The sequence below is a fragment of the Sphingomonas sp. Leaf4 genome (genome assembly GCF_920939515.1).
GTDB lineage: Bacteria > Pseudomonadota > Alphaproteobacteria > Sphingomonadales > Sphingomonadaceae > Sphingomonas.
This window is the reverse complement of sequence record NZ_CAKLBB010000002.1, coordinates 469,151-492,825: the sequence shown is the minus strand read 5'-3', so window position 1 is coordinate 492,825 and position 23,675 is coordinate 469,151. Positions and strand designations below refer to the sequence as shown.

The following is a 23,675-nucleotide window of genomic DNA, read 5'->3' as shown; positions in this document are numbered from 1 at the left end:
ATCAAAATGCTTCGACGCTAGAAATTAAGTGGTTGGTGCAGCAAGCTACTGGTTATGAACCTGCTCGATTTGCTTGGAAGCGCGTCAGTAGCGCGGCACACATGGCCATCATAGCAATACGGCACATATTACAGCCCCATTTTGTCGCAACGCTTGAGCGTACTCTCGCGTTGCTCAACACATATCGCTAATTCTCTAGGATCAGCGGATATATCCTTGTTGAACAGGGCGGCTGCATTCTCGCAGCGAGCGATGGATTCTTCCTCGCTGATACTACGCTCGATTCGACAAGATTGCTTTTGATACTCAGCATTCTCCTTTTCTTCCTTTTTTTCGTCCTGAGAAACCTGCCATATTGCGAAGGGAAGAAGCAGAAGCAGAAGGATCGAACAACCAGACGACTTCTCGACTGTATCGCCTAACACGTTCCGAAACATTCCACTCACTCTGCCCCCTATCTGCCCTGCTATGACAAGCCACTGCGATGGGTGAACCACATTCCAAAATGGAATGTAACGGAGTCGAGGGTACCGTTGGGTGGTGGGCCTGCCGACCAACCTTCATCGCCAGAAAGCGATCGGAAAAGCGCTGCGGACCGCTCGTGAAGCGGCTGGCTTGCAGCAAATCCAACTCGGCGAAAGGATCGGTCGGACTCAGGGATACATCAGCAAGATCGAAGGCGGACATCAGGGCGTTGACGTGCTGTTGCTCTACGATATTGCGTTTGCGCTTCAGCAAGAACCTATCGCACTGCACTCGAACGTAATAAAATACTTAGAGGGTGAAAATGGATGACAGCTTTAAATTCCACCAAACCGAACCCTACTGGTTTCTAGCGCGTAAAGAATGGCGCGTTTATTTTACCGCGCAACTCGGAAACCTAACTATCCAGATACCTACCCTTGTAGATAAAGTCATACCAGAGGACGATCGTCATATGGTCATATAGAAGCGCAAAACAAGTTCATAGAATTTGTTGAAAACTACTTAGTGACGCGCAAAAATACTTTTGACCCGACTAATTAGATAGTATTCCGTATAGATCATCAATCGTCGGGTAAAACTTATCTTTGACCAATGCAGCGATCGGCATTTGGTTTTCGATGGATCGTATTCAGGAATCTCACCGGCAAATTTTCCGAGATTATTCCAGAGTAATTTCAAAATTTTCATATTATATTTAGTTTCATTGCCACTTATTCGTATAAGCGCTCGTCATCACGGAATAGTGGGTTAATGCCATAAAGCATTCGGTTGCGTCCGAGAGTTTCCCAGTCTTGTGCAAGATGGAGGGATTTTATTCTGCGCATACCCGAAAGAGCATTTAGTTGCCGTAGCTACCCAAATACTGAAGCACCTTGGCTCTGTATGTCAGCGACCAATTTTTCAGCGTACGCCACTATCTTCCTGTAGCAGCGCAAATACACGCCGGTAGTCGCGGACGGTGATAGATGGTCGTGCGCAACACTCCACGTTCTGACAAGTGAACGCAGATCGCTATCCGAAAGGATAAAGGCTGTTGTGCAAATCCAAAGAAGATGCCGCCTCGAAGAATTAAAAGGGAACCGACGCGCTACTTTATCCGCATAACTTTTTGCGCTGAGTAGGGTATGTGCTTGAAACCGTGTTTCGCATGGCTCCAAAAAGAAGCTCATAACAGCATCGTATTGCCTCTGCGTCGGAGGGCAGAATGCGTCGTATCCCTGATCCGGTATAGTTTGGCGAATAGAAAATCGCTCAATCTCTCCTTCGCAACCTACGAACGAGCCAATCCGTTGACGTGTTCGTTTAACTGGTATCGTCTTCGGAGAGTAAACTTTACCGGCGAGCGACAGGTCCAACTCCCAAATTAGGATCGTCGCCCTGTCTCCGCTCGACTTGCCGCCCATTCAATCTTCCTTTAGCCGAAGAGTGCGGACGCCAATTGCTTCTAAACATTGGAGTAAGAACACGGCAGTGAACTTACCCCTAGCAATCTTATTGCGGATGTTAGGCTCTGTTTCCTCCACCCCGATTGTCTGCAACCGGCTCGCGAGATCGTGATAAGAGATTGCGCGTCGCTTGAGTTCCGCCTTCAGAACCCCTTTGACACGATCCTCCCAGTTTTGATCACTTAGCAATGTCACGCTCCCGATGTTTTTGCCATCATACACGATGCAAAAACACTTGCAATCAGGATAAATTGCCATCGTATGCGATGCATAAGCAACTCATGTGGTGGCATTGGTACAGAATTTCCTCCTTTCTGCGGAAGCACGAACCCTGAGCTTGGGGTCGGTATTCCGTATGAGTGAGGATGCGGCCTACGAATCATTCCGCAAGATGCGCTGGCCGGACACGGACGGCAAAGCCATTTGCCCGAAGTGCGGGTGTGTGGAGACATACGACATAAAGAGCCGCCGCCGGTTCAAGTGCATGGCCTGCCACCACCAGTTCAGCGTCACATCCGGCACCATTTTCGCCAGCCGCAAGCTGCCGTTCACCACGTTGATCGCGGCGATCGTCATCTTCGTGCATGGCGCGAAGGGCGTTGCCGCTCTGCACCTGAGCCGCGATCTCGATGTGCAGTACAAGACGGCGTTCATCCTGACGCACAAGCTGCGCGAAGCGATGGCAGCAGAGTTCAAGGATCGAACCTTGTCAGGCACCGTCGAGGTCGATGGCGCGTACTTCGGCGGTTACGTCAAACCGGCGAACGAGAAGAAGGACCGAAAGGATCGTCGTCTGCTCGAACATCGGACGGGCAAACGACAGTCGGTCATCATCATGCGCGAACGTCGGGGACGCTCTCTCGCCTTCGTGGCTGCATCGGAAGCTGCCGGTGCGCCGGTCGTTCAACAGCGGGTCGAACGTAACACGATGTTGATCGCCGATGAGAGCAATGCGTGGGAGCGGTTCCACCTGACGCACGAAACGTTGCGGGTGAACCATTCTCAACGATACATGGATCGGGGTGTGACGACGAATCAGGCCGAGAGTATTTTTCCCGGCTTCGTCGCGCGGAGGTTGGTGTCCATCATCACATCGCTGGACCGTATCTTGGCGCGTATGCATCGGAGATGTCGTGGCGGGAAGACAACCGCCGGGTGTCGAACGGGACGCAGACGGTGATGTTGGCCGAGGCGGCGCTTGCGTTGAAGCCATCGCGTCAGTGGAAAGGATACTGGCAACGCCGTGCCTGCTAGAAAAAAATGGGCCACCTAAAGTGGCCCTAGTTGCGACGCCGCGCACACTGGCGGCGACAAGAATGATCGAACTAACGGCTACCTAACCGTTAGCGGCGACGCCAGTGAGCGCACACGGTTTCCCAGCGCCCCCGACGAAAGCGGATGTATCCGCGAATGCGTCGCATCCGTCTCTTCCTGTTGCAATGCACGCGAAGAAATGCGAATCCACAGTTGTTCACGCTGGAGATTGCATGGCTTCCCGCCATTCGATTCCTGACGGAAGGGGTCGCTTCGGCGGCCCCTTTTGCTATGCGGCATCCTAGCCCCGCACGGCATCTACCTACATACAGCCCCCTAGCCCCTGCCCGAACGTGGTTCGCCATGGCAGGAGTTCAGCACTCATAGCCTGCGCTGAACTTCGACGCAACCCCCGTTGCGCCGGTGAGGACACATGTGCTTCGTAAGTGTCCCTTGTGTTGCTGGGCATGATTCTGTATATTGCCGCTAGTGAGGGAGCGAAATGTCCGATTCTAACGACATCATCAAGAAAGCTATGCAGAAGAGACTGAGCCTTCAAGCTGAGCTTAAGAAGGTCGAAAATTTTTTAAAAATGGCTGAGGATTATAACGGTGGTGCGTTACCTAATCTTCTCGACACGAACGAAATAATTAAACGTTCCGAAGAGCGCCTTAGAAACCATATTCAGAACAGAAGGTACTCTACAGATCAGGTTGTAGAAGCCACGAAAAAAGTCTTGAGTAGCGCTAAGCGTCCAATGAACCGTTTCGAACTTGTTGAAGTTCTGGATGATATGAACGTTCGAATCAATGGCGTCGATAAGGCAAAAAACCTAGGGACAATCTTGTGGAGGTCGCCCGATTTCGTGAGCACCCCCGAAGGGTATTGGATTAATGAGAATCTTCCCGATAAAGATTAATAGAATTGATGTGATGTTATTTGCATCATTTTCAATTTAATTATTCATAGTTGTCCATGGAAATTGGCGGGTGTGCTGTTCCATAGCCCCCGTCACCAACCCTTCCGCCTTGAGTTTGACCAAAGCTTTTGCAATCCTCTTCTTCACGACGGTTCGGATAACTCGATCCGATGGGTCCAATCCACGCTTCCTAATCGATGCTGCGGCCAACGCTGTCGTTGTAACGGGCATAGGTGCAACGCGAAGTTCATCCATGATGAACCGACGTACCTCAGCACGAAGCGCAGGAATCATCGGCGGCGCTGGACGCTCGGGCAGATCGCCAATATCCGCATCAGGCCGGAATACCCGGATGGCACGCTCAACCGCCGGCATCGATACCAAACACTCATCCAAGCGTCCGCGAAGGTCAGCCTCCAACGCGGATAACTCACCGCGCTTCCGCAGCAAACCGTGAACCGCTTGAACATATTCCGTGTCGCTCATACGCAACATATAGCGCGCTATACGGTGCTATACGCCATCGTTTGTGGTGCATTTGCTACATAATGCCGGACACGCGCCACTTGTGCCAGTCCATGGCTCCCCCGCATGCGCGGGGATAGACCCTGCCGGAATAGGTGCATCCCGGGTCGTAGCGGTGTCCGTCGAACAAATCCTTGAACGTGCCGTCGGCTTTCACGCCATAGATGGCGATACCATTGCTCCACCGAACGGCGAATGCACCGATCGTGTCGGCAGGCGGCTTGCCGCCAAGCAGAACCGGCTGTCCGATCACGCCGCTATACGAATCGACGTGCGCGGTGATCTTCCATTGCCACACCGGATCAGGGCTGACCTTGTCCAGACTGACGTCGAAACGGGCCAGCGTACGCTCGTCGCCATGGACCATGATGATCGTCGCCCGCATGCCGTCCACCGACGACACGACCAGCGGGCTGCAGCGAAGCTTGATCGGCCGCTGGGTACGAAGCGGATGGTTCCATGGGCGGGACGGCTTCAGCACCAGATAGCCTCCGCGCTCCGCTAACGATAAGAAGGCGCCGATCTCCGCCATGCTTGCGATCGGCGGGAAGCGTAACCGCAGGCGCAACGGAAGCAGGCACCTTTTGAGCCGCTGGATCGATACGATACCGCCGGGTTGCAAGACATCGGCGACGGCCAGTCTGGATTCGGCGTTCGACTGTACGATGGCCTTGTCCACCAGAAAGCTGTCGGTTTTCTTGTTCGCCCTGACGGTTTCCAGTCTGCTGCGCAGCGTCGCGAGCTTCGTGGCCATCGAATAGATCACGCGCCAGATCTCGACCCGATCGCCATCGAACCGAAGCTGGATGGCCGTTTCCGTTTCGATGTCGCTCTGGATCGTATCGCGAAGGGCCCGTGGCGTCTTCGTAGGCTCGTCAGTTCCTGCGCTGACCTGTCCTCCTCCTCGTTCTGGTTGCCGCACGGAAATGAAACGGCGGGAAGGCGGCAGCGCATTGCTCCGTCGGATTCGCTCGCGTTTTGATGCTGCCCGCACAGCAAATCTATGGCAACGGCAAAGCCCGGACGCTTCCTTGCGTTACCAGCAGACGGAGACAGGCCTTGAGTATCGTCGTCACCGGAGCCGCCGGGTTCATCGGTTCGCATGTCGCGCGCCGGCTGATCGACAGCGGGCGCGACGTGATCGGCATCGATAATTTCGAGCCTTATTACGACGTTGCGCTGAAGCATGCCCGCATCGCATCGATCAAGGCATCGGAACACGGCCGCCGCTTCACGCTGCGCGACGTGGATATTGCCGACGACGTCGCGCTCGATGCCGCGCTGGAGACCGATGCGATCGACGGGATCGTCCATCTCGCCGCGCAGGCCGGAGTGCGTTACTCGATCCTCGAACCGCGCAAATATGTCCGCGCGAACCTGGTCGGCCATCTCAACATGCTCGAGGTCGCGCGGGCGCGGCCGGGGGTGCCGTTCGTCTATGCGTCGTCCTCCTCGGTCTATGGCGGCAACACGGCCCAGCCGTTCCGGGTGGAGGACCGGGTGGATTCCCCGCTCTCGCTCTATGCCGCGACCAAGCGCGCCGACGAGCTGATGAGCGAAACCTATGCCCATCTCTACCGCATTCCGCAGACGGGGCTGCGCTTCTTTACCGTCTATGGCCCATGGGGTCGGCCCGACATGGCGATGTGGCTGTTCACCGACGCCATCCTGTCCGAACGGCCGATCACCGTGTTCAACGGCGGACGCATGGTGCGCGACTTTACCTATATCGACGATATTGTCTCCGGCGTGGTCGCGGCACTCGACCGACCACCGCTCGACGATGGCGAGGAAAAAGCCGGGGGCAGCCGTTCGCCCCACCGGCTCTACAACATCGGCAACAACCGGCCCGAAGCGCTGGAGACGCTGATCGCGACGCTGGAAGAGGCGCTCGGCCGCAAGGCGATCCGCGACTATCAGCCGATCCAGCCGGGCGACGTGCCCAGCACCAGCGCCGACATCAGCGCGATCAGCCGCGATCTGGGGTTCAGCCCGACGACGCCGATCACCGTCGGCGTGCCGCGCTTCGTCGATTGGTATCGCGACTATACCGGACGCTGAACGCGACAGCATTTGCGCAGTGCGTCGAGCGCGCCTATCGCAGAACGTACGGTCCAACGGAGAAGGACCGGGAACGTCGGTCGCCAGGACATGGTTGGCAATGGGCACGTCGGCCGCGTTGCTGGCCGGATGTGCGGGCAGTCGCGGCGGGGACATCCCCTACAACCCGGACGGCTTCGTCGCTGACGATCCCCCGATTTAGTGAACACCTTTGCTAAGCCCGTAAGAGCATGGAGGTGTACAGTACCAAAGACGAGGCGGAAATTTTCTCCCGAGTTCAAGCGGGAGACGGTTGCCCTGCTGGAAAGCAGCGGGCGACCGCTGATGCAGGTGGCGACCGAGGTAGGAATTCGCCATCGATGTTACGGAACTGGCGGGCGATAATCCGTAGCGGCACGGCACAGTCAAGGGCAGCGACGTCCGCTGCATCACCACCGCCGTCGCTGGCTGACCAAGCGTCGGAGATCGCGCGACTGAATCGACTTCGACTCTAGATTCTCCGGCGGGCGATGCGTGCTTCCCAGACCTTGGCATCGGGGGATAAGCGAACCACGCGATCGAGAATCCCCGCCTCGCCCCAGCGTTCGCGGCGAGCCTCGCCGATGCGCAGGCGGGTCGCGACCGCGTCCCATCGTCCGGCCCGTGCCGCGATCAGCATCGCGACGGCGGGGGACGGGTCCGTGCCCGCTTGCAATTGCCGCACCGCCCGGTCGGTGACGACACGGCGGATTTCCGCCGGACCGGCGGCGAGCGCGCGGTCCAGTCCGGCGGCGTCGCGTTGCAGCGACCGCCCCTGTCGCAACCGGGCCACGCGGACGACGTGGCGGGCGTGGGCGGTGAAATCACCCTCGACCAGCGCGACGATGGAGAGACATTCATGCGCTACCGGGAAATCGGGGTGCGCCCGTTCGACCCAGTCGAGGATGGCGCGGCCTTCGGCATCGCGGCCGGCGGCCCAGAGCGCCCAGCCGTAATCGGTCATCAGCGCGATCGATCCGGGCAGCGCGAGGCGGGCGCGGTCCAGTTCGCGCAAGGCCGCGACATGGTCGCCCCGGTCGGACAGGATGTTGCCGTACCAGAAGCGCGTCAGCGCATCGTCGGGATCGGCGGCGAGCGCCGCGCCGAATTGCAGATCGGCTTCCGCCCGGTCGTGATCGGCCCAATAGGCGATGAACCCCATCGCGCGGCGCGCCATCGGCAGGTCGGGGGCAAGGCGCAGCGAGCGCCGCGCCGCCACTCGGGCGCGGTCGAACGCCTCGGCATCGTCCTGCTGCGCGAATTCGCGCGACAGCAGCAGCGCCTCGGCAAGTGCCGCATGGCCCGGCGCGAAGCCGGGTGCGGCGGTCGTCACAGCCTGAAGCAGCGCGACGCCACGGGCAAGCGTGGCGGGGCTGCGCGCGGCGACCAGATCGCGCGCCATCAGGAAGCGCGACGCCACCGCCGGATCGGCCGGCAGCACGACGCCCGAGGCGCGCGGTGCGGCGGGCCACACCGTCACCAGCGCGACGATGGCGATCACCAGCAGCGCCGCCAGTATCGCCAGCAGGCGGGGACGAGGACGACCCCGGGCGACCGGCGCGGATGCGACGGTATCGGCGGGCGGCGGCGCGGGCGGTGCCGGTGCGACGGCGTCGACCGCATCCGCGCCATCGACGGGCACGCTGGCCCAGCGATCCAGTTCGCCGCGCAGGGCATAGACGGTGCCGACCCGGCCGCCGGGCAGGCGATGGACCGGCAACGCCCGTTCGCGCGCCCAGCGGATGACGGTGGTCCGGTCGCGCCCGAAATAGGCCGCGATCGATTTCCAGCCATCGATCCGGTCCTCGGCGAAGCGCGACGCGACGTCCCGCTCCGGCAATGCGGTTGCGCGATCCATGTCAAATGTGGTCTGCATCGCCCCACCCCGCCCGTCTGCGCAGATGTTTACCCCGGTGGGCGGCGGCGTGCGTCCATCATCTGTTTAGGGCGTCACCGCCGGAAATGGTGACGAAGCGATGCGCCAGTGCGATCAGCGCGGCCTGTCCGCCGGTCGCGGTCTTTTCATAGATGCGGTGGAGATGGGTTCGCGCGGTCGCCCGCGCCATGCCGAGCCGGGACCCGATACCGATCAGGTCGGCATGGGTGACGACATCGTCCAGCACGCGCGCCTCGGTCGGGGTCAGGCGGTAGAAGGCGGCGATCGCGCCGATCGCGATGGTCGAGGGACGGTCGAGCCGGGTAAGGTGGACGATACAGGCGATGCCGCCGGTGTCGCCCAGATCGGCGAACCGGTCGCGGATCACCGGCAAGACCTGCACCAGCACCGGGAGCGGGGTGGCGACACCGTCCGCCAGTTCGACCGCGACCGGCTGTCCCCCGGTCCGGGCGAGGTTGATCGCGCGGGCCAGCGCGGGCAGGCGCACCGGTTCGCCGTGGCGCAGCGCCAGCAGGTCGGCGGCGGCGGGATCATGGTCGATCACGCGGTGCTGGGCATCGAGCATCAGCACGGCATCGCCGCGCGCCGCGACCAGCGTGCGCAGCGCCGCCATTTGGTCGACGGCGCGCGACAGGTGCGACCCGACATAGACCGCGCGGCGCAGATGCGGGACCAGCGCCTGCAACCGGTCACGATCGGTATCGGCGAAGGGTGCCACGGCACCGCGCCGGATGAGCGCCAGATGCGCGCTCAGCCCCGGCTGTTTGAACAGATTGACCGCCAGATTGTCGACCACGCCCATCGGCGCCAGATAGTCGCGGTAGAAGATGCTGGCGCGCACCGCCGGTTCGGCCAGCATCGCGTGCGCGGTGACGCACTGTCCCTCGGCCGCCTGCATCAGCCGGGGGAACAGGATGTCATGCTGGTGATAGCGGGTGGCATACAGGTCGAGCCACGCGGGGTCGTTGCCGAACTGCGCCTGGAACGCCGCACCGTCGGGCACGGTACAGGCGAGGAACCCCGACTGGGCATCGAACGACCGCACCAGTTGTTCGAGCAGGGTGGCGAGATGTTCGCGCCCGAACGCCGCTGCATATATGTCCTCGATCCGCATCGGCCCTCCCTTTGCCGGCCATTCTACCCGCGCCGGCCCGCCGCGCCCAGAGGATCGCGCGGCGGGCGGCCCGCGCCGGTCAGTTGACGATCAGCGGCGGGGTGAGCAGCACCGGCGACAAGGACCCGACCGTCACCGCCGCCAGCAGCGCGGCGGCCAGCGTCGGGTGATGGAAACACACCTTGCCATCGGCGGCGACGTCGCTGAAGCGCAGCGCGAGCGTCAGTTGCGCCGAGATCACCACCGCATGATAGATGGCCGCGATCAGTAGCGAGGCAATCGCCGCCCCCGCCGCGACCGCCATCGGCCCCAGGCCCGACACCGCCGTCGCCAGTTCGGCGATCGGCGCGATGTTGAGCGCGGTGGCGACCCCCGAATGGAACGTCGCCAGCAGCGACAGCGCGGTGCCGAGCGCGTCGGCGGTGTTCGCCGCGACCCGGTCGAGCGTCAGCGACCGGGCGCAGGCGGCATCGATGCAGATGTTGACGCCGAACGGGATGCCGATGCCCGCGACCAATGGCAGCGCGGCGATGCTCCATTCGCCTTCGATGAAGCAGCGGAACGGCCCCAGTTCCGACAGCACGCCGTCGAGGTGCCGGCGCAGCAACTGCACCGCGCGCAGCACGTCCTGCGACTGCATGATGCCTTCGCGGATCTGGCGGATGAAATCGGGTTCCTTGATCTCCGGGATCGGCAGGGTCGGCAGGTCGAACCGGTCGGGCAGATAGCCGCGCAGCGGCGCGGTGCATTCGGTCACTTCGCGCGTGACTTCATCGACGATGGTCGACCAGACGGTGATCGTGCCGACGACGATGTCGACGAACCCCTTGCCCACGCAAAAGGTCGCGGCACAGACCCGCGCGGGCTGGAACGAGGGATCGCCGGCGCCGAACCATCCGCAGGCCCCGTCCCTGTCGCGCACCGTCTCGTCGAAACACTTCGCATAGCGTTCCTGCGCCGACATCCAGACGTTGACCGTCTCGCTCACCCGGCGTTCGACCGATTCGGTGATAGTGGTGGTCGTGCAGTGGGCCGCGCTGCCCAGATCGTCCCAGACCTGCCCGAGCGTCGCCATCTGTTGTTTGCCGACCGGCTGCTTCTTCTGTGCGGCCAGCACCGGGAAGGCGGTGGCATAGGCCGAGCGGAGCTGCATCGCGCTGCGCGTCCAGCCCTTGTTGCCACGGATCAGCTTCACCAGCACCGCGAGATTACCTTTCAGCGGGCGCGGCTTGTCCTTGCCGACCGCGAACCCTTCGGCGGTCAGCGTCAGGCCGGTGGCCTCGTCGCCGAGGCGGATCGTCGCCATCCGCCCACCGAAATCGAACAGGCCGTTGCCATCGGCCGAGCGGATCAGGAACGGGCAGAGTTCGCCGTCGATCACCGTGGCGCGCACCAGCCCCCATGGCCCCTTGATCCCGTCGGGGATGGCGGTGAACAGCGCGGGCAGCTTGACCGGTGCCTTGGTGAAGCGTGGCTGCGCGGCGATCGGCGCGCCGATGCCGAACAACCCGCCGACGGCGGTGGTGCCGGCCAGCAGGTGGCGGCGGGACAGGACAGACGTCGAGGCAGATAAGGTCATGATCGATACTCCTTGAACGGGACAGGATGCGGGAGGGCGACGCGGCGGATCATTCGCGCCCGTCGGCGATGCGGTTGTCGGAGAGCGGATCACCCGGCACCGACTTGCCCGTCGCTTCGGCGCGCGCGCGCGCGAGCAGCTCGGTAATCGCCGCCCGGTCGCCGGCCGGCGCGGTCAGCGGCGGACGGTTGACCAGCCCGGCGGGCACCGAGACGCGCAGCGCGCCGCCGGCGGCACCGGGACGGATCGCGGTGCGCGCGGCGATGGCGCGGGCCGTGGCGGCGGCCTGCGCCTTTTCCCTCGCGCTGCGCTTGGCGGCGAGTATCGCCCATTTGCGGCGGATGTCGCGCACCGCGTCGCGCAGCGCGATCTCATAGGCCGGCCGGTAGGTACTGGCATGGCCGGTGCGGGTGGGATGGACAATGCCATAGGCATCGCCCTGCATCGCGAACGACGCGATCAGGTGGTTGTTGAAATAGGGTTCGCGATCGTTGCACAGCCCGTGGCCGCGCGCGCGATCCGCCGTCGCCACCATCGACCATTTCGGCCCGTCGCCGACCGCGCCGCGGATCGCGGCGTTGAGCGGGCGCAGGAACGCGGCATCGAGTGCTGCGAATTCCGATCGCGGGCTGAATGGCGGCAGGTCGCAATAGGCGCCGTCCGCCCCGCGCATCGGATCGGCATATTCGGACACCAGCACCCGGTCGTAGGTGAAGTTCGCGTCGAACGCCTGGCGCAGACTGGCATAAAGCTGCGGCACGTCCTGCGCGATGCGGCGACGCAAATTGGCGCCGGCTTCGTCGTCCGGCCCCATGATGCCCGGCAGGACGAGGTAATCCCGGACGAAATCGCCGAAATCGACGTCGTTGCCGCCGCCCGACACCATCGCGATGTTCAGTTCGGCATAGCCATTGTCGGCCAGCCAGTCGCGGACCACCGCCAATTGCGGCCGGACCGGCGTCTGCAGATTCGTCTGGACCTCTTCCCAGATCCAGCTCGGCCTGAGTTGCGACAGCAACAACCCCTCGGTGATCTGCGCGCCCGAACAGGCGACGTTCTTGAACGCGATGGCCGTTTCGGGATTTTCGTCGATGATCGTGGCGACCGCGCGCGCCTGCCCCGAATTGCCGCTGCGATGGCACAGTTCATTGTCCCATTTCGCCCCGGTGCGATACGGCGCGCCCTCGCCGCTGGCATAGGAATCGCCCAGATTGGCGATGGTCAGCTTGTCGGGCATGATGAAGGCGACGACCGGGGATTCGACGAGGGTCGTGCCGCGCGCTTTCACGACCTTGTAGAAGACGCGGTCGCCCGACGACAGCTTTTGCGCGCGGACATCCTGCGCGTTGGGCGTCGTGTTGTCGGAATGGGGAAACACGAAGCGCGCCCGCGCCACCCCCTCGGCCGAGGTCGCGGTGATCGCGACGCGGCCGCGCGGCTGCTGACCGGTCAGCGTCGCCGCCCGCACCTCGGCCGCATCGTCGCCATAGACAACCCAGATCGCGATATTGGCCGAGGTATCGCCGGGATCGAGCTTCACCGCCAGCGGCAGCGCACGGTCGCCGGAACCGAAGGGCACGTCGTCATAGGCGACGAACTGCGGCGGCGCGTCCTGCGCCAGTGCCGGCAGCGCGGTGGCGGCGAGGAGCAGCGCGAGCGCGCGGGACAGGGTCCTGGACATGTCGGAAATCCTTTCGAGTCAGCGATGCGAGGGGAGCAGGAGGTCGGAGAGCATCTCGCCCGCCGCCTGCACCGCGTCGGGAAAGGGCATGGTCACGTCGCCGCGGGTCATGCGGGTGAAGAAGCGTGTGCGCTCCAGCCGGGCGGCGGTGGCGGCGGCGTTGCTCGCCGGGTCGACCACCTGCGTCCACAGCCGGGTCAGCCGCGCGGCATGGTCGCCGCGCGCGAACGGGCGCGCGGCGATGCCGGTCGCGCGGGCGGGGGTGACGAGCACGATCACCGCGTCGCGCCGCTGGGTGCGGGCACGCTCGTGGAACAGGTTGCCGACCACCGGCAGGTCGCCGAGGATCGGGGTCTTGGAAAAGGTCGCGTCGTCGACGGTTTCGTTGAGGCCCGAGAGCAGCAGCGTCTCGCCGAAGCGGATCTCGGCGGTGGCCAGCACTTTCTGCCGGAAGGTGGTCAGCGCCTCGCTGAACGAGCCCGCCGGGTCGGCGGTGACGAAGCTGCGCTCCGCCTCCACCTTGACGCGGGTGCCGGTGGCGGTGATCTCGACCGGCGTGACTTTCAGCGCGACGCCGATGTCGATCTGTTCGAGCGATCCCGACTGGATACCGTTGACCGCGACCTTGATCGTGCGGCCGACGAAGAACTCGCTGGCCTCGCCGCGATAGGCGGTCAGTTGCGGGCGGGCGACGACCGAGTAGAATTGTCCGCCCCGGCTGAACAGGTTGAGGTTGTAGTTGAGCTGCGGCACGCCGATCGCGCTGGTCAGCACGCGCTGATATTCGTTGGTGCCGCCGCCCGCACCGTCGTCGCGGATGGTGCGGGTGCCGGTGCGGGTCAGGCCATATTGCAGGCTCAGCCCGTCGAGCAGGTTCATCCCCGTCCGCTCGCGTCGGGTGTTCTGCGACAGGATGATCGCGACGTCGACCGATACCTGGCCGGGCACGCCGTCCTCGACCACCGGTGCCGGATCGGGCGCGGCGTCGAGCGCGGCGGTGCGTTCGATCTGCGCCACGCGCGCGCCGGTGGGGGCGGCGAGATCGGGGGCGACCACCTGTAGCCGGGCGAGGCGGGCGCGGGCGGCGGCGGGATCGCCCGCTGCTGCTGCTGCCAGCGCGGCGAGGCGCAGCAGCCCCGCATCGCGTTCGCCGTCGATCGTCGTCGCGCGGGTCGCCGCCAGCATCGCCAGCGCCGGATCGCCCGCCATATAGGCCGATGCCGCCAGCGCGCCGAGCAGTCGCGCGTCGCCCGGGCGGAGCGCGGCGGCGCGGGCGAAATGCTCGCTCGCCTCGCCATAGCGGCCCTGATCGAACGTCGCCCGGCCCGCGAGGGCGGCCGGCCACATCTCCCCCGGATCGGCGCGGGCCGCGATCTCATAGCCGGCCAGCGCCAGATCGGGGGTGTCGCCGCGCACCTGCGCCGACTGGTGATAGGCGAGCGCCAGCAGCGTCTGCGCGGTCGCGTCGCGCGGCTGGCGCGAGGCGAGTTCCGACAGCATCGGGATCGCCCCCGCCGGATCGCCTGCCCGGAGCGCCGCTACGCCGTCGCCGCGCAGGACGGCGGGGGTCAGTCCCGCCGGGTCGATCCGGGGCTTCGCCGCCAGCGGCGAGGCGAGCGCCAGCAGGGTTATGCCCGCCGCCATCGCCCCCGATCGTCGTGCCGCACCGATGTCGCCCCGCATTCGCCTGCCCCCTGTCTGCTGTGCGGCAAGGATGGCGGATCAGGCGGAGGGCAAGGAACCGGGCAAGGGGTGGCAAACAGTGGTAATCGGTGGAAACCACCGGGTGAGGCGGTGTCCCGGAACGACCTGCGCGGTGCTGTCAACGTCCGGCCGGGTCGTCGTAACGACGATCCGCCGGGACCGGGTCTGGAGAATGTGGCGGGAACCCGGTCGAGGATCTACGCCAGCCGAGCGCCGACGCCTGCCGAAAACCCGTGTCCCCGCGATGCGCGCGTTGCGCGACGGCGGATCAATATTTGATCGCGGACGGTGGCGTGGCCCGGTCCAGCACCCGCCGCAGGACGAACGAGCTGCGGATTTTCGCGACATTCGGCAGGATCGATAGTTCCTGACGATAGGTTTCGTCATAGTCCTCCAGCGAGGTGACATGCACCAGCGCTAGGAAATCGACGTCGCCTGAAACGAACCAGCATTTCGAAACCGCCGCGCAGCGCTGGATCGCCTGCTCGAACTCCCCGATCGCCCGGTCGGATTGCGAGGCGAGTTCGATCTGGACGAGGATCAGCAGGCCATACCCGATGCGTCGCAGATTGATGTCGGCCGAATAGCCGGCGATCACGCCGCTTTCCTCCATCTGCCGGCGGCGGCGCGCGACGGCGTTGCTCGACAGTCCGGCTTCCTCGCCGATCGCGACATCGCTCGACCGCCCCTGCGACGAAAGCACGCGAAGAATGCGATAATCGATTCGATCGAGATCAACCGCATCGGTTTTCGTCATCCGATCATCCTTTCGCTGCAATATCGTGCATCGATACACGATTTCCGGGGAAAGATTGGTGAGAACCCCCGTCCGGTTTGGTGTTAGCAAGCGCACAATGGAATCCGAAAGAGATTCCGCACCGCCACAACGGCATCACGCAGGGGTGAAAGCAGTCATGAAGCTGGGGGCTACATCATGCGCTATCATACTGGAGTATCGTCGCTCGTTCTTTCCATCGCGCTGATCTACGGCACCGCCGCATCCGCGCAGACCACGCCGAAGCGCGGCGCGCAAAGCGCCGCGCCCGATCCCGTATCGGCCGATCCCGACGCGGCCCCGCTGCCCGTGACCGATCCGGTCGTGCCGGACGCCGACGACGACGCCATCGTCGTCACCGGTTCGCGGCTGCCTTCTGAATTTTCGCTGACCGCGCCGGTGCAGGTGATCCGCGCCGATACGGCAGCCAATGCCGGCCTGGCCACCGCCGCGGAAATGGTCGCGCGATCGACGGCGGCGCTGGGCACGCAACAGGTCAACAACCAGATGGCGGCGACCGGGGCGGGCGGCATGGTCGTCAGCGGCGGCGCGAACGTCAGCACCATATCGCTGCGCAACCTGTCGGCGATCCGCACCCTGACCCTGCTGAACGGGCAGCGCATCGCGCCGTCGGGCACCGGCAGCCAGGTCGCGCCGGTCGATTACAATGTCATTCCGGCGATCGCGCTCGACCGGGTCGAGGTGCTGACCACCGGCGCATCGTCGGTCTATGGATCGGACGCGATCGCGGGCGTCGTCAACGCGATCACCCGCAAGGGCGGCAACGGGCTGGAGATCGGCGGCTTCGGGCGCGTGTCGCAGGCGGGCGGCGGCGAGTATCTGAACGCCAACGCCTATTGGGGCCGCAATTACGAGAATTTCTATGCGTCGCTGGCGGTCGAATATGACCGGCAATACGAACTGAACCTGAAGGACCGGGCGGAAACCGCCTGCGCGCAGGATTTCGTCTATTCCCCGACCAGCGGCGAGCGGGTCGATGCCCGCGACCGGTCGGGCAACTTCCGCTGCTACAACCATAATCCGACCGGCATCTTCTTCGATCCCTATTGGTACGGCGGCAGCTTCACGCTCGATCCGGGCCGGGCCAACGGCCCCTACCCCGCCGCCGCGCTGAACCTGCAATCGCTCGCCAATCCGGCGACCGCGCCGCTGCGCGACTGGGTACGCACCAACCGCGCCGGCTTCCCCGACACCTTCGCCTATTCGCCCAATACCAGCCGCGCGTTCGAGGAAGCGGATTCGATCTCGCCGTACAGCCGGCTCAATGCGTTCTTCTCGGCCGGGTTCGACGTTGCGGGGCACAGCGAATTCTATCTGACCGGCCTGTATTCGCATCGCGAATCGACGTCCAATAGCTGGTATTTCCTCTATCCGCTGCTGGCGGCGACCAATCCCAACAACACCGTCGGATCGGCGCTGATCGCCGCCAGCGGCGGCAATTCGCCCGGCGTCGTCGGGCCGCAGGTCGTGCGCCCGTTCCGCGCCGAACAGCGTGTCGACTTCGCCCAGGCCAGCTTCGGCTTGCGCGGCACCTTCACCGGCGGCGCGCTCAAGGGGTGGCGCTACGACGCCAATGCCCGGGTCGGCCTGTCGCGCGGCACCTATGGCCAGACCTTCTATTATCAGGACCGGCTGAACGCGGCGACCGCGCCGGGCACCGCTTGCGACGCGCGCCGGATCACCATTTCCGGCCCGACGCCGTGCGTGTCGATCCCTTGGCTGACCAAACGGTTCCTCGTCGACCAGAACTGGAGCGATGCCGAACGCGGTTTCCTCGAAGGCTATGAGGAAGGCCATACCCGCTACGACCAGTTCGCGCTGGAGGCGAGCCTGTCGGGCACGCTGTTCACGCTGCCCGCCGGCAACGTGGCGCTCGCGGTCGGCGGCACGATCAGGACCGACGATCTCGACGACACGCCGGGCTATAACGCGCGCAACCAGAACTATTTCGCCTTCTCCACCGCCGGGCGCACGGCGGGGTCGGACACGGTGCGCGAAGTGTACGGCGAACTGGGCGTCCCGCTGCTCGCCGGCCTGCCGCTGATCCGCAGCCTGCAAGTGACCGCATCGGGGCGCTACACCGATTACAGCTCCTATGGATCGAACGGCACCTACCGGGTGGCGGGCGCGTGGGAGGTGGTGAAGCCGATCGCGCTGCGCGCTTCCTATGGCACGTCGTTCCGCGCGCCGACGATCTACGAACTCAACCTCGCCGACCAGACATCGTTTTTCGGTTATACCGACCCCTGCCAGCGCTATGGCGAGGGGGCCAACGCGACCGTCGCCGCCAATTGCCGCGCCGATGGCTTCGCCGCCGACTTCACCCCCGCCAACATCACCTCGATCCGCGGGATCAGCGGCGGCGGCGCGGGCAATCTGAAGGCGGAGACGTCGACCAACCTCAACTTCGGCGTGGTGGTGCGGCCCGGGTTCGCCGGCTTGCAGCTCGCGGTCGATTATTACGACATCCGCGTCCGCAACCAAGTGACGACCTTCGGCGTGTCGAACATCATCGGCAGTTGCTACCGGCTGAGCGGCCCCGAGCGGCAAAGCTTCTGTTCGCAGATCACCCGCGATCCGGTGACGCGGGCGATCACCGAAGTGTCGAACCGCTATCTGAACCTGTCCGAACAGCGCGCACGCGGCATCGACGTGGCGCTGCAACTGGCGGTGCCGCTGCCCGGTGAGGTCCGGCTGGGCTTCGAACTGCGCGGCACCCGTGCGCTCGAAACCTCGGTCACGCGCGACGCGCTGAGCGCGAAACTGGAGCGCAACGGCCTGTCGGGCTTCCCCGAACTCAGCGGCTATGCAGAGGCGAACCTGAGCTGGCGCAAGCTGAGCTGGTTCGTCGGCGCGAACTATATCGGGAAGGTCGACGACACGCGCTACTGGACGGACGAGGAGGCATTCGTTCCCGGCACCGATCATTTCCGCTTCTACGGCGCCTATGCGGGCCGCAACACCTATGGCAATTCCAACGACTTCGCCGAAGTGGTCGAGAAGCTGTCGGTGCCGGCCTATGTCACCGCCTACACCTCGCTGCGCGCGCAGGTGCTGGAACGCACCAACCTTCAGGTCGGCGTGACGAACCTGTTCGACCGGCGACCGGCGGTGATCGGCCCCGATGCCTTCACCTACCGCATCGGATCGGTCGCGGGGAACCAGTACAACCTGACCGGCCGGTCGTTCTTCGTCCGGTTGAAGCAGGGCTTCTGATCCGCCGGGGGGCCGGGCGTGGCGACACGCCCGGCCCCTTGCCAGTTTCGCGTTTCGCATGGATGTTGCCCGCATGATCGCCCGCCTCGCCGCCTTGTTGCTGGCCACCGCCGCCGTGCCCCTCGCCGCACAGGACCCCGCCGCGTCCGTAGCGCGACCGATGCTGTCCGAACCGGCGCTGTCGCCCGACGGCATGACGATCGCGTTCGTATCGGGCGGCGACATCTGGGAAGTGCCCGCCGCCGGCGGGATCGCCCGCCTGCTCGTGACCGATCCGGCGACCGAGGGGCGGCCACGCTATTCGCCCGACGGCCGCCGCCTCGCCTTCACCTCGAACCGGGGTGGCAGCACCAACATCCATGTCCTGAACCTCGACAACGGCGCGATCACCCGGCTGACCTATGCCGAGGCGAACGAGGAACTGGACGGCTGGTCCGGCGACGGCCAGTGGCTCTATTTCGCGTCGAGCGCGGGCGACGTCGCGCGCCAGAGCGACATCTTCCGGGTGCCGGTCACGGGCGGCACGCCGCAACCGGTCAGCGGCGAACGCTATCTGTCCGAATTCCAGGCGGCACCTTCGCCCGATGGCGGGCGGATCGCGCTGGTCGCGCGCGGCATCGCCAACACACAATGGTGGCGCAACGGCCACAGCCATATCGACGAGAACGAGATCTGGCTGAAACAGGCGGACGGCACCGGAGCCTACCGTATGCTGCTGGGCGACGGGGCCAAGCACGCATGGCCGGTCTGGTCGGCCGATGGCGGGGCGATCACCTATATGAGCGACCGCGACGGCACCGAGAATCTGTGGCGCGTCGCGCTGACGCCCGGCGCGGTGCCGCAGCAATTGACCCGCTTCACCGATGGCCGGCTGCTGTTCCCCTCGGGCGCGCGGGCGGGCGGTGACATCGTGTTCGAACGCGACATGGGCGTATGGCGGTTCGATGCCGCGACCGGCACGGCGGCTCCGGTGCCGATCCGCCTGCGCGGTGCCCCCGCCGCCGAACCGCGCCGCCATCAACGCTTCGCCCGCTTCGATCGCATGGCGCTGTCGCCCGACGGGCGCAAGGTCGCGCTGATCGCGCATGGCGAGGTGTTCGCCGCCGCCGCCAAGGACGGCGGCCCGGCGCAGCGCATCACCACCAGCCTCGCCGCCGAACGCGAGGTCGCGTGGTCGCCCGATTCGCGCCGGCTGCTCTACGTCACCGAAGCGGGGCAGGATCGCCGCCTTGCGCTGAGCGACATCGCCGCCGGGCGCGAAACGATGCTGACCGGGGCCGGCGTCGCTGTCGCGCCGTCATGGTCGGGCGACGGCCGCGCCATCGCCTATGTCCGCAACCGCCGCGAATTGCGCGTCTATCGCCCGGCACAGGGCAAGGTGGCGGCCAGCGACACGCTGCTGTTCACCGGCGCGCTGGCGGTGGAGGAGGACGGACCGCGTCCGGTGTGGTCGCCCGACGGGACGTGGATCGCCTTTCCGGTGCGCGACGCACGGTCGTTCGTGAACGTCCATGTCGTGCCGGCGGCGGGCGGCGAAGCGCGACAGGTCGGGTTCCTCGCCAATGGCTGGCTGGGGCAGATCGCATGGTCGCCCGATGGCCGCTACATCCTGTTCGACACCGCGCAACGGACCGAGCCGTCGCGCATCGTCCGCATCGACCTGATCCCCCGCGTGCCGCGCTACCGCGAGGATCTGTTCCGCGGGCTGTTCGACGACACGCCCGACGCGAAGCCCGATGCCGCCAAGGCCGCCGCGCCGAAACCCGTCGCCGACGCCGCCCCGGTCCGCCCGGTGGTGCGGATCGAGTGGGACGGCCTGCGCGATCGCGCCAGCGTGCTGCCGCTGGGGATGAGCGCCGAGGCACCGGTGATCGCCGCCGACGGCAAGACGCTGGTGTTCCGCGCGCAGGAACGCGAACGCGACAATCTCTATCGCTACAGCCTTGATGAACAGGCCGCCACGCCGCCGTCAGCGCAACAGATCACCGCCACCGACCGGCCCAAGGGCGATTTCGACCTGTCCGGCGACGGCAAGCTGCTGGCGTGGCTGGAGGATGGGCGGGTGATGACCACGCCGCTCGCCGAACCGAAGCCGCAGATGGTCGACATCGGCGCGGAGATGGACGTCGATTTCGCCGCCGAACGCGGCATCGTGTTCGATCAGGCATGGGGCACGCTCGATCGCGGCTTCTTCGATCCCGGCTTCACCGGGCACGACTGGCGCGCGATCGGCGCGCGCTTTCGACCCTATGCGCTGGCGGCGGCGACGCCCGACGAACTGCGCCGGGTCATCAACCTGATGTTCGGCGAACTGAATGCGTCGCATATGGGCATCAACCGCCCGATGCGCGGCGACGGCGCGCTGCCGGTCGACCGGGTCGGCAATCTCGGCGTCACCTTCGATCCTGCCGCCGCCGAGGCGGGACGCGGGCTGGTCGTCGCGACGCTGGTGCCCAACGGCCCGGCGGCGGTCAGCGCCGCGATCGCGCCGGGCGACCGGATCGTCGCGATCGACGGGGTGGCGATCGGCCCGCACGACAATCTCGACGCGCTGCTCGACCACCGGGTCGGCGACCGGGTGAGCGTGACGATCGATCGTGGCGGCACGCGCCGCCAGACGGTGGTCCGCCCGGTTTCGGCCAGCGTCGCCGCCGGGCTGCGTTACCGGGCATGGGTGGCGGAGCGGCGGGCGATGACCGAACGGCTGTCGGCCGGGCGATTTGGCTATGTCCATATCCCCGACATGTCGGCGGAATCGCTGACCCAGCTCTACCTCGACCTCGACGCCACCAACCAGGCGCGACAAGGGGTGGTGATCGACCTGCGCCACAACGACGGCGGGTTCGTCAACGGCTATGCGCTCGACGTGTTCGCACGGCGCAACTTCCTGACCATGCAGACCCGCGGCCAGCCACCGGTGCCCAGCCGCCAGGCGCTGGGCCAGCGCGCGCTGGGGCTGCCGACGGTGCTGCTGACCGATGAATCGTCGCTGTCCGACGCGGAGGATTTCACCGAGGGCTATCGCACGCTGGGGCTGGGCAAGGTCGTCGGTCAACCCACGGCGGGCTGGATCATCTATACCAGCCCGACGTCGCTCATCGATGGATCGATCATGCGCGTGCCGCACACCCGCATCCGCGATACCGCCGGCCGCGACCTCGAAATGCACCCGCGTCCGGTCGATGTCAACGTCACCCGCCCGCTGGGCGAGAGCGGCGATGCGCAGTTGCTGAAAGGTATCGAAGTGCTGGGGTCGGGGCAGCCCATGCCGCCGATCGCGAGCGGAAGCAGGTGAAGGCCGGCAAGCGGTAGGTCGAGCCTGTCCGACCGCCGCGCCGCCTGCGTCGGCCCGATCGGCGTGGCCCGGTTCATGCTCTCGACGACGCCATGTTCGCCGGGGTGAGGAGCACCGGTTCGGGCTGTCGCTGTCGCGTCACATCGGTCGACTAGGAGCGGCCGTGACGTTCGAGGGTAACGGGTGTGAGCTGGCTCCGCGACATTGACCGATGGTTCATGGCCGAGGTGCTGCCGTCCGGGCCGGCCTATGTTCGCAAGGCCGCGCTGTTCTGTGGTGCGGGCGAGGCGGACGATCTGGTGCAGGAGGCCTATGCCCGCGTGCTGGCCGTCGCCGATTACCGCGCAATCCAGCATCCCCGCGCCTTCGTGCTGACCATCGTCCAGAACCTCGCGATCGAGCGGCTGCGCCGGGCGCAGGTGGTGTCGATCGATCACTTGGCGTCGATCGACACGCTGGTGCTGGCCGATCCGGCGCCCGATGCCTTCTCGGTCGCATCGGCGAAGTCCGACCTCGATCATCTGCTGCAATTGATCGATGCGTTGCCGCCGCAATGCGCGCGCGTCGTCCGGCTGCGCAAAATCGACGGCCTCTCGCCGGGCACGATAGCGGAAAGGCTTTCCATCTCCGTCTCTACCGTGGAAAAGCATCTCGCCAAGGGATTGTCGCTGCTCACCACGGCGATGCGTTCGGCGGAATCGGGCGCGCAAGAGAATAGCCGGACGGAATGGACCAGCACGCACAAGGCACGGAACTGACCGACACGGCGGCGGCATGGCTGGCGGCGCTCGACGCGGGTACGGCCGACCGTGCGGCGTTCGAGGGGTGGCGCGATGCCGATGTCCGGCACGCAATCGCCTTTGCCGAGGTCGCCGCGACCTGGCGGGCGCTGGATGGCGTGCGCGCGCTGCGACTGTTGCAGCAGCAGGCACCGCCGCCGCCCGCACCCCGGCGTCATCCGCGGCGCGCGATCCTGCGCGGTGCGATCGGCACCGGCGTCGTGGCGGCGATGGGCGGCGGCTTCGCCTATAGCGCCTATGCTCGCGAACGTGCCGTCACCGATGTCGGCGAACGCCGGACGATCCGCATCGACGACCAGTTGACGGTCGATCTCAACACCGACAGCATCCTGTATTGGCGAACCGGTGGCGACCGACCCATGCTGTGGCTCGACCGGGGCGAGGCGGCGATCGACTGCCGCAGCGATGCGACGCCAGTCGAATTGCGGACCTCCGCCGGGCGGTTCATGCTTGGTGGCGGGTCGTTCAACGCCCGGCTTGGCAGTGCGGCATGTACGCTGACCGTGCTCGAAGGCAGCGGGACCGGTAACGGCCGGACCGCGCGTACCGGCCAACGGCTGTTGCTGGCGGGCGGGACGGCACGCATTGAACCGGGCGACGATGCGGCCATCGATCGGCTACGTGGATGGCGACAGGGGGTACTCGTGCTCGAGGGCGACCGGCTCGATGCCGCGCTCGCCGAATATAACCGCTATCTGCGCGACAAGATCAGGATCGGCGAACCGGGGCTGGCCGGTCTGCGCCTTGGCGGACGCTTCTCGAACGGCGACGTTCGCGAATTCCTGGCAGCGATGCGGGCCAGCTTCGGTATCGCCGCGCGTCGCGACGCCAACGGCACGATCATTCTGGTCACCGCGTAAATAAATTTGCCGAAGCGATAGCGGT

At 65.1% G+C, this 23,675-nt stretch carries 17 protein-coding genes and 2 pseudogenes; 9 read left to right on the top strand and 10 right to left on the bottom strand.

From position 1 onward, the window contains the following. Window positions 1–128 precede the first annotated feature (128 nt). Window positions 129–446 (bottom strand): hypothetical protein, encoded by a 318-nt coding sequence (locus tag LRA89_RS04795; RefSeq protein WP_230769211.1) that lies wholly within the window; start codon window positions 444–446, stop codon window positions 129–131. A 91-nt stretch (window positions 447–537) separates the two neighbouring features. Between LRA89_RS04795 and LRA89_RS04790 the strand changes: the two genes are divergently transcribed. Next, the gene (locus LRA89_RS04790) at window positions 538–795 is read left to right on the top strand and encodes a helix-turn-helix domain-containing protein (protein ID WP_230769210.1); all 258 of its coding nucleotides are present in this window, start codon (window positions 538–540) and stop codon (window positions 793–795) included. 1,094 nt (window positions 796–1,889) lie between these two features. Here the strand turns inward: LRA89_RS04790 and LRA89_RS20605 are convergent. Continuing rightward, window positions 1,890–2,189: a DUF6471 domain-containing protein gene (locus LRA89_RS20605; RefSeq protein ID WP_443024933.1), complete on the bottom strand. Its 300-nt coding sequence runs from the start codon at window positions 2,187–2,189 to the stop codon at window positions 1,890–1,892. 34 nt (window positions 2,190–2,223) lie between these two features. Here LRA89_RS20605 and LRA89_RS04785 point away from each other — a divergent pair. Both LRA89_RS04785 and LRA89_RS04780 read left to right on the top strand, forming a co-directional pair. Beyond that, window positions 2,224–3,185: pseudogene (locus LRA89_RS04785) on the top strand (IS1595 family transposase). A gap of 502 nt (window positions 3,186–3,687) precedes the next feature. Next, the gene (locus LRA89_RS04780; RefSeq protein ID WP_230769209.1) at window positions 3,688–4,104 is read left to right on the top strand and encodes a hypothetical protein; all 417 of its coding nucleotides are present in this window, start codon (window positions 3,688–3,690) and stop codon (window positions 4,102–4,104) included. A gap of 36 nt (window positions 4,105–4,140) precedes the next feature. Here LRA89_RS04780 and LRA89_RS04775 read toward each other — a convergent pair whose 3' ends face one another. Beyond that, complete coding sequence (locus LRA89_RS04775) at window positions 4,141–4,599, bottom strand: hypothetical protein (RefSeq protein WP_230769208.1); 459 nt, start codon at window positions 4,597–4,599, stop codon at window positions 4,141–4,143. A 46-nt stretch (window positions 4,600–4,645) separates the two neighbouring features. Next, on the bottom strand, window positions 4,646–5,623 hold the full coding sequence (locus tag LRA89_RS04770; protein WP_230769207.1) for a hypothetical protein: 978 nt from the start codon (window positions 5,621–5,623) through the stop codon (window positions 4,646–4,648). A 65-nt stretch (window positions 5,624–5,688) separates the two neighbouring features. Here LRA89_RS04770 and LRA89_RS04765 point away from each other — a divergent pair, with 65 nt between their 5' ends. Beyond that, complete coding sequence (locus LRA89_RS04765; protein ID WP_230769206.1) at window positions 5,689–6,690, top strand: NAD-dependent epimerase/dehydratase family protein; 1,002 nt, start codon at window positions 5,689–5,691, stop codon at window positions 6,688–6,690. Window positions 6,691–6,891: 201 nt separating this feature from the next. Beyond that, window positions 6,892–7,172, top strand: a pseudogene (locus LRA89_RS04760) (transposase); the annotation flags it as partial. Between the two features lie 8 nt (window positions 7,173–7,180). Here LRA89_RS04760 and LRA89_RS04755 read toward each other — a convergent pair. The 6 genes from LRA89_RS04755 to LRA89_RS04730 all read right to left on the bottom strand — a co-directional run bounded on the left by LRA89_RS04755 (window position 7,181) and on the right by LRA89_RS04730 (window position 15,440). After that, window positions 7,181–8,566, bottom strand: coding sequence for a hypothetical protein (locus LRA89_RS04755; RefSeq protein ID WP_230769205.1), 1,386 nt, complete (start codon window positions 8,564–8,566; stop codon window positions 7,181–7,183). Between the two features lie 76 nt (window positions 8,567–8,642). Then, the gene (locus LRA89_RS04750) at window positions 8,643–9,719 is read right to left on the bottom strand and encodes a helix-turn-helix transcriptional regulator (RefSeq protein WP_230769204.1); all 1,077 of its coding nucleotides are present in this window, start codon (window positions 9,717–9,719) and stop codon (window positions 8,643–8,645) included. A gap of 79 nt (window positions 9,720–9,798) precedes the next feature. Then, window positions 9,799–11,298, bottom strand: a complete 1,500-nt coding sequence (locus LRA89_RS04745) for a hypothetical protein (RefSeq protein WP_230769203.1) — start codon at window positions 11,296–11,298, stop codon at window positions 9,799–9,801. A 49-nt stretch (window positions 11,299–11,347) separates the two neighbouring features. Further along, complete coding sequence (locus LRA89_RS04740; RefSeq protein ID WP_230769202.1) at window positions 11,348–12,979, bottom strand: GDSL-type esterase/lipase family protein; 1,632 nt, start codon at window positions 12,977–12,979, stop codon at window positions 11,348–11,350. A gap of 18 nt (window positions 12,980–12,997) precedes the next feature. Then, on the bottom strand, window positions 12,998–14,662 hold the full coding sequence (locus LRA89_RS04735; protein WP_230769201.1) for a hypothetical protein: 1,665 nt from the start codon (window positions 14,660–14,662) through the stop codon (window positions 12,998–13,000). Window positions 14,663–14,951: 289 nt separating this feature from the next. Further along, on the bottom strand, window positions 14,952–15,440 hold the full coding sequence (locus LRA89_RS04730; RefSeq protein WP_230769200.1) for an Lrp/AsnC family transcriptional regulator: 489 nt from the start codon (window positions 15,438–15,440) through the stop codon (window positions 14,952–14,954). A gap of 177 nt (window positions 15,441–15,617) precedes the next feature. Here LRA89_RS04730 and LRA89_RS04725 point away from each other — a divergent pair, with 177 nt between their 5' ends. The 4 genes from LRA89_RS04725 (at window position 15,618) to LRA89_RS04710 (ending at window position 23,650) form a co-directional block, all read left to right on the top strand. After that, the gene (locus tag LRA89_RS04725; protein ID WP_230769199.1) at window positions 15,618–18,695 is read left to right on the top strand and encodes a TonB-dependent receptor plug domain-containing protein; all 3,078 of its coding nucleotides are present in this window, start codon (window positions 15,618–15,620) and stop codon (window positions 18,693–18,695) included. A 73-nt stretch (window positions 18,696–18,768) separates the two neighbouring features. Continuing rightward, window positions 18,769–21,990 (top strand): S41 family peptidase, encoded by a 3,222-nt coding sequence (locus LRA89_RS04720; RefSeq protein WP_230769198.1) that lies wholly within the window; start codon window positions 18,769–18,771, stop codon window positions 21,988–21,990. 185 nt (window positions 21,991–22,175) lie between these two features. Next, entirely contained in the window at window positions 22,176–22,748 is a 573-nt protein-coding gene (locus tag LRA89_RS04715) for an RNA polymerase sigma factor (RefSeq protein WP_056494546.1), read from the top strand. Continuing rightward, entirely contained in the window at window positions 22,718–23,650 is a 933-nt protein-coding gene (locus tag LRA89_RS04710; RefSeq protein ID WP_056494543.1) for a FecR family protein, read from the top strand. The genes LRA89_RS04715 and LRA89_RS04710 overlap by 31 nt, the downstream gene beginning before the upstream one ends. Window positions 23,651–23,675: the final 25 nt, after the last annotated feature.

Excerpts from the sequence above, each read along its gene's own strand:
- LRA89_RS20605 (WP_443024933.1), bottom strand. The coding sequence starts at position 2,189 with ATGGCAATTTATCCTGATTGCAAGTGTTTTTGCATCGTGTATGATGGC.
- LRA89_RS04780 (WP_230769209.1), top strand. The coding sequence starts at position 3,688 with ATGTCCGATTCTAACGACATCATCAAGAAAGCTATGCAGAAGAGACTG.
- LRA89_RS04775 (WP_230769208.1), bottom strand. The coding sequence starts at position 4,599 with ATGTTGCGTATGAGCGACACGGAATATGTTCAAGCGGTTCACGGTTTG.
- LRA89_RS04755 (WP_230769205.1), bottom strand. The coding sequence starts at position 8,566 with ATGGATCGCGCAACCGCATTGCCGGAGCGGGACGTCGCGTCGCGCTTC.
- LRA89_RS04750 (WP_230769204.1), bottom strand. The coding sequence starts at position 9,719 with ATGCGGATCGAGGACATATATGCAGCGGCGTTCGGGCGCGAACATCTC.
- LRA89_RS04745 (WP_230769203.1), bottom strand. The coding sequence starts at position 11,298 with ATGACCTTATCTGCCTCGACGTCTGTCCTGTCCCGCCGCCACCTGCTG.
- LRA89_RS04740 (WP_230769202.1), bottom strand. The coding sequence starts at position 12,979 with ATGTCCAGGACCCTGTCCCGCGCGCTCGCGCTGCTCCTCGCCGCCACC.
- LRA89_RS04735 (WP_230769201.1), bottom strand. The coding sequence starts at position 14,662 with ATGCGGGGCGACATCGGTGCGGCACGACGATCGGGGGCGATGGCGGCG.
- LRA89_RS04730 (WP_230769200.1), bottom strand. The coding sequence starts at position 15,440 with ATGACGAAAACCGATGCGGTTGATCTCGATCGAATCGATTATCGCATT.
- LRA89_RS04725 (WP_230769199.1), top strand. The coding sequence starts at position 15,618 with ATGCGCTATCATACTGGAGTATCGTCGCTCGTTCTTTCCATCGCGCTG.
- LRA89_RS04720 (WP_230769198.1), top strand. The coding sequence starts at position 18,769 with ATGATCGCCCGCCTCGCCGCCTTGTTGCTGGCCACCGCCGCCGTGCCC.
- LRA89_RS04710 (WP_056494543.1), top strand. The coding sequence starts at position 22,718 with ATGGACCAGCACGCACAAGGCACGGAACTGACCGACACGGCGGCGGCA.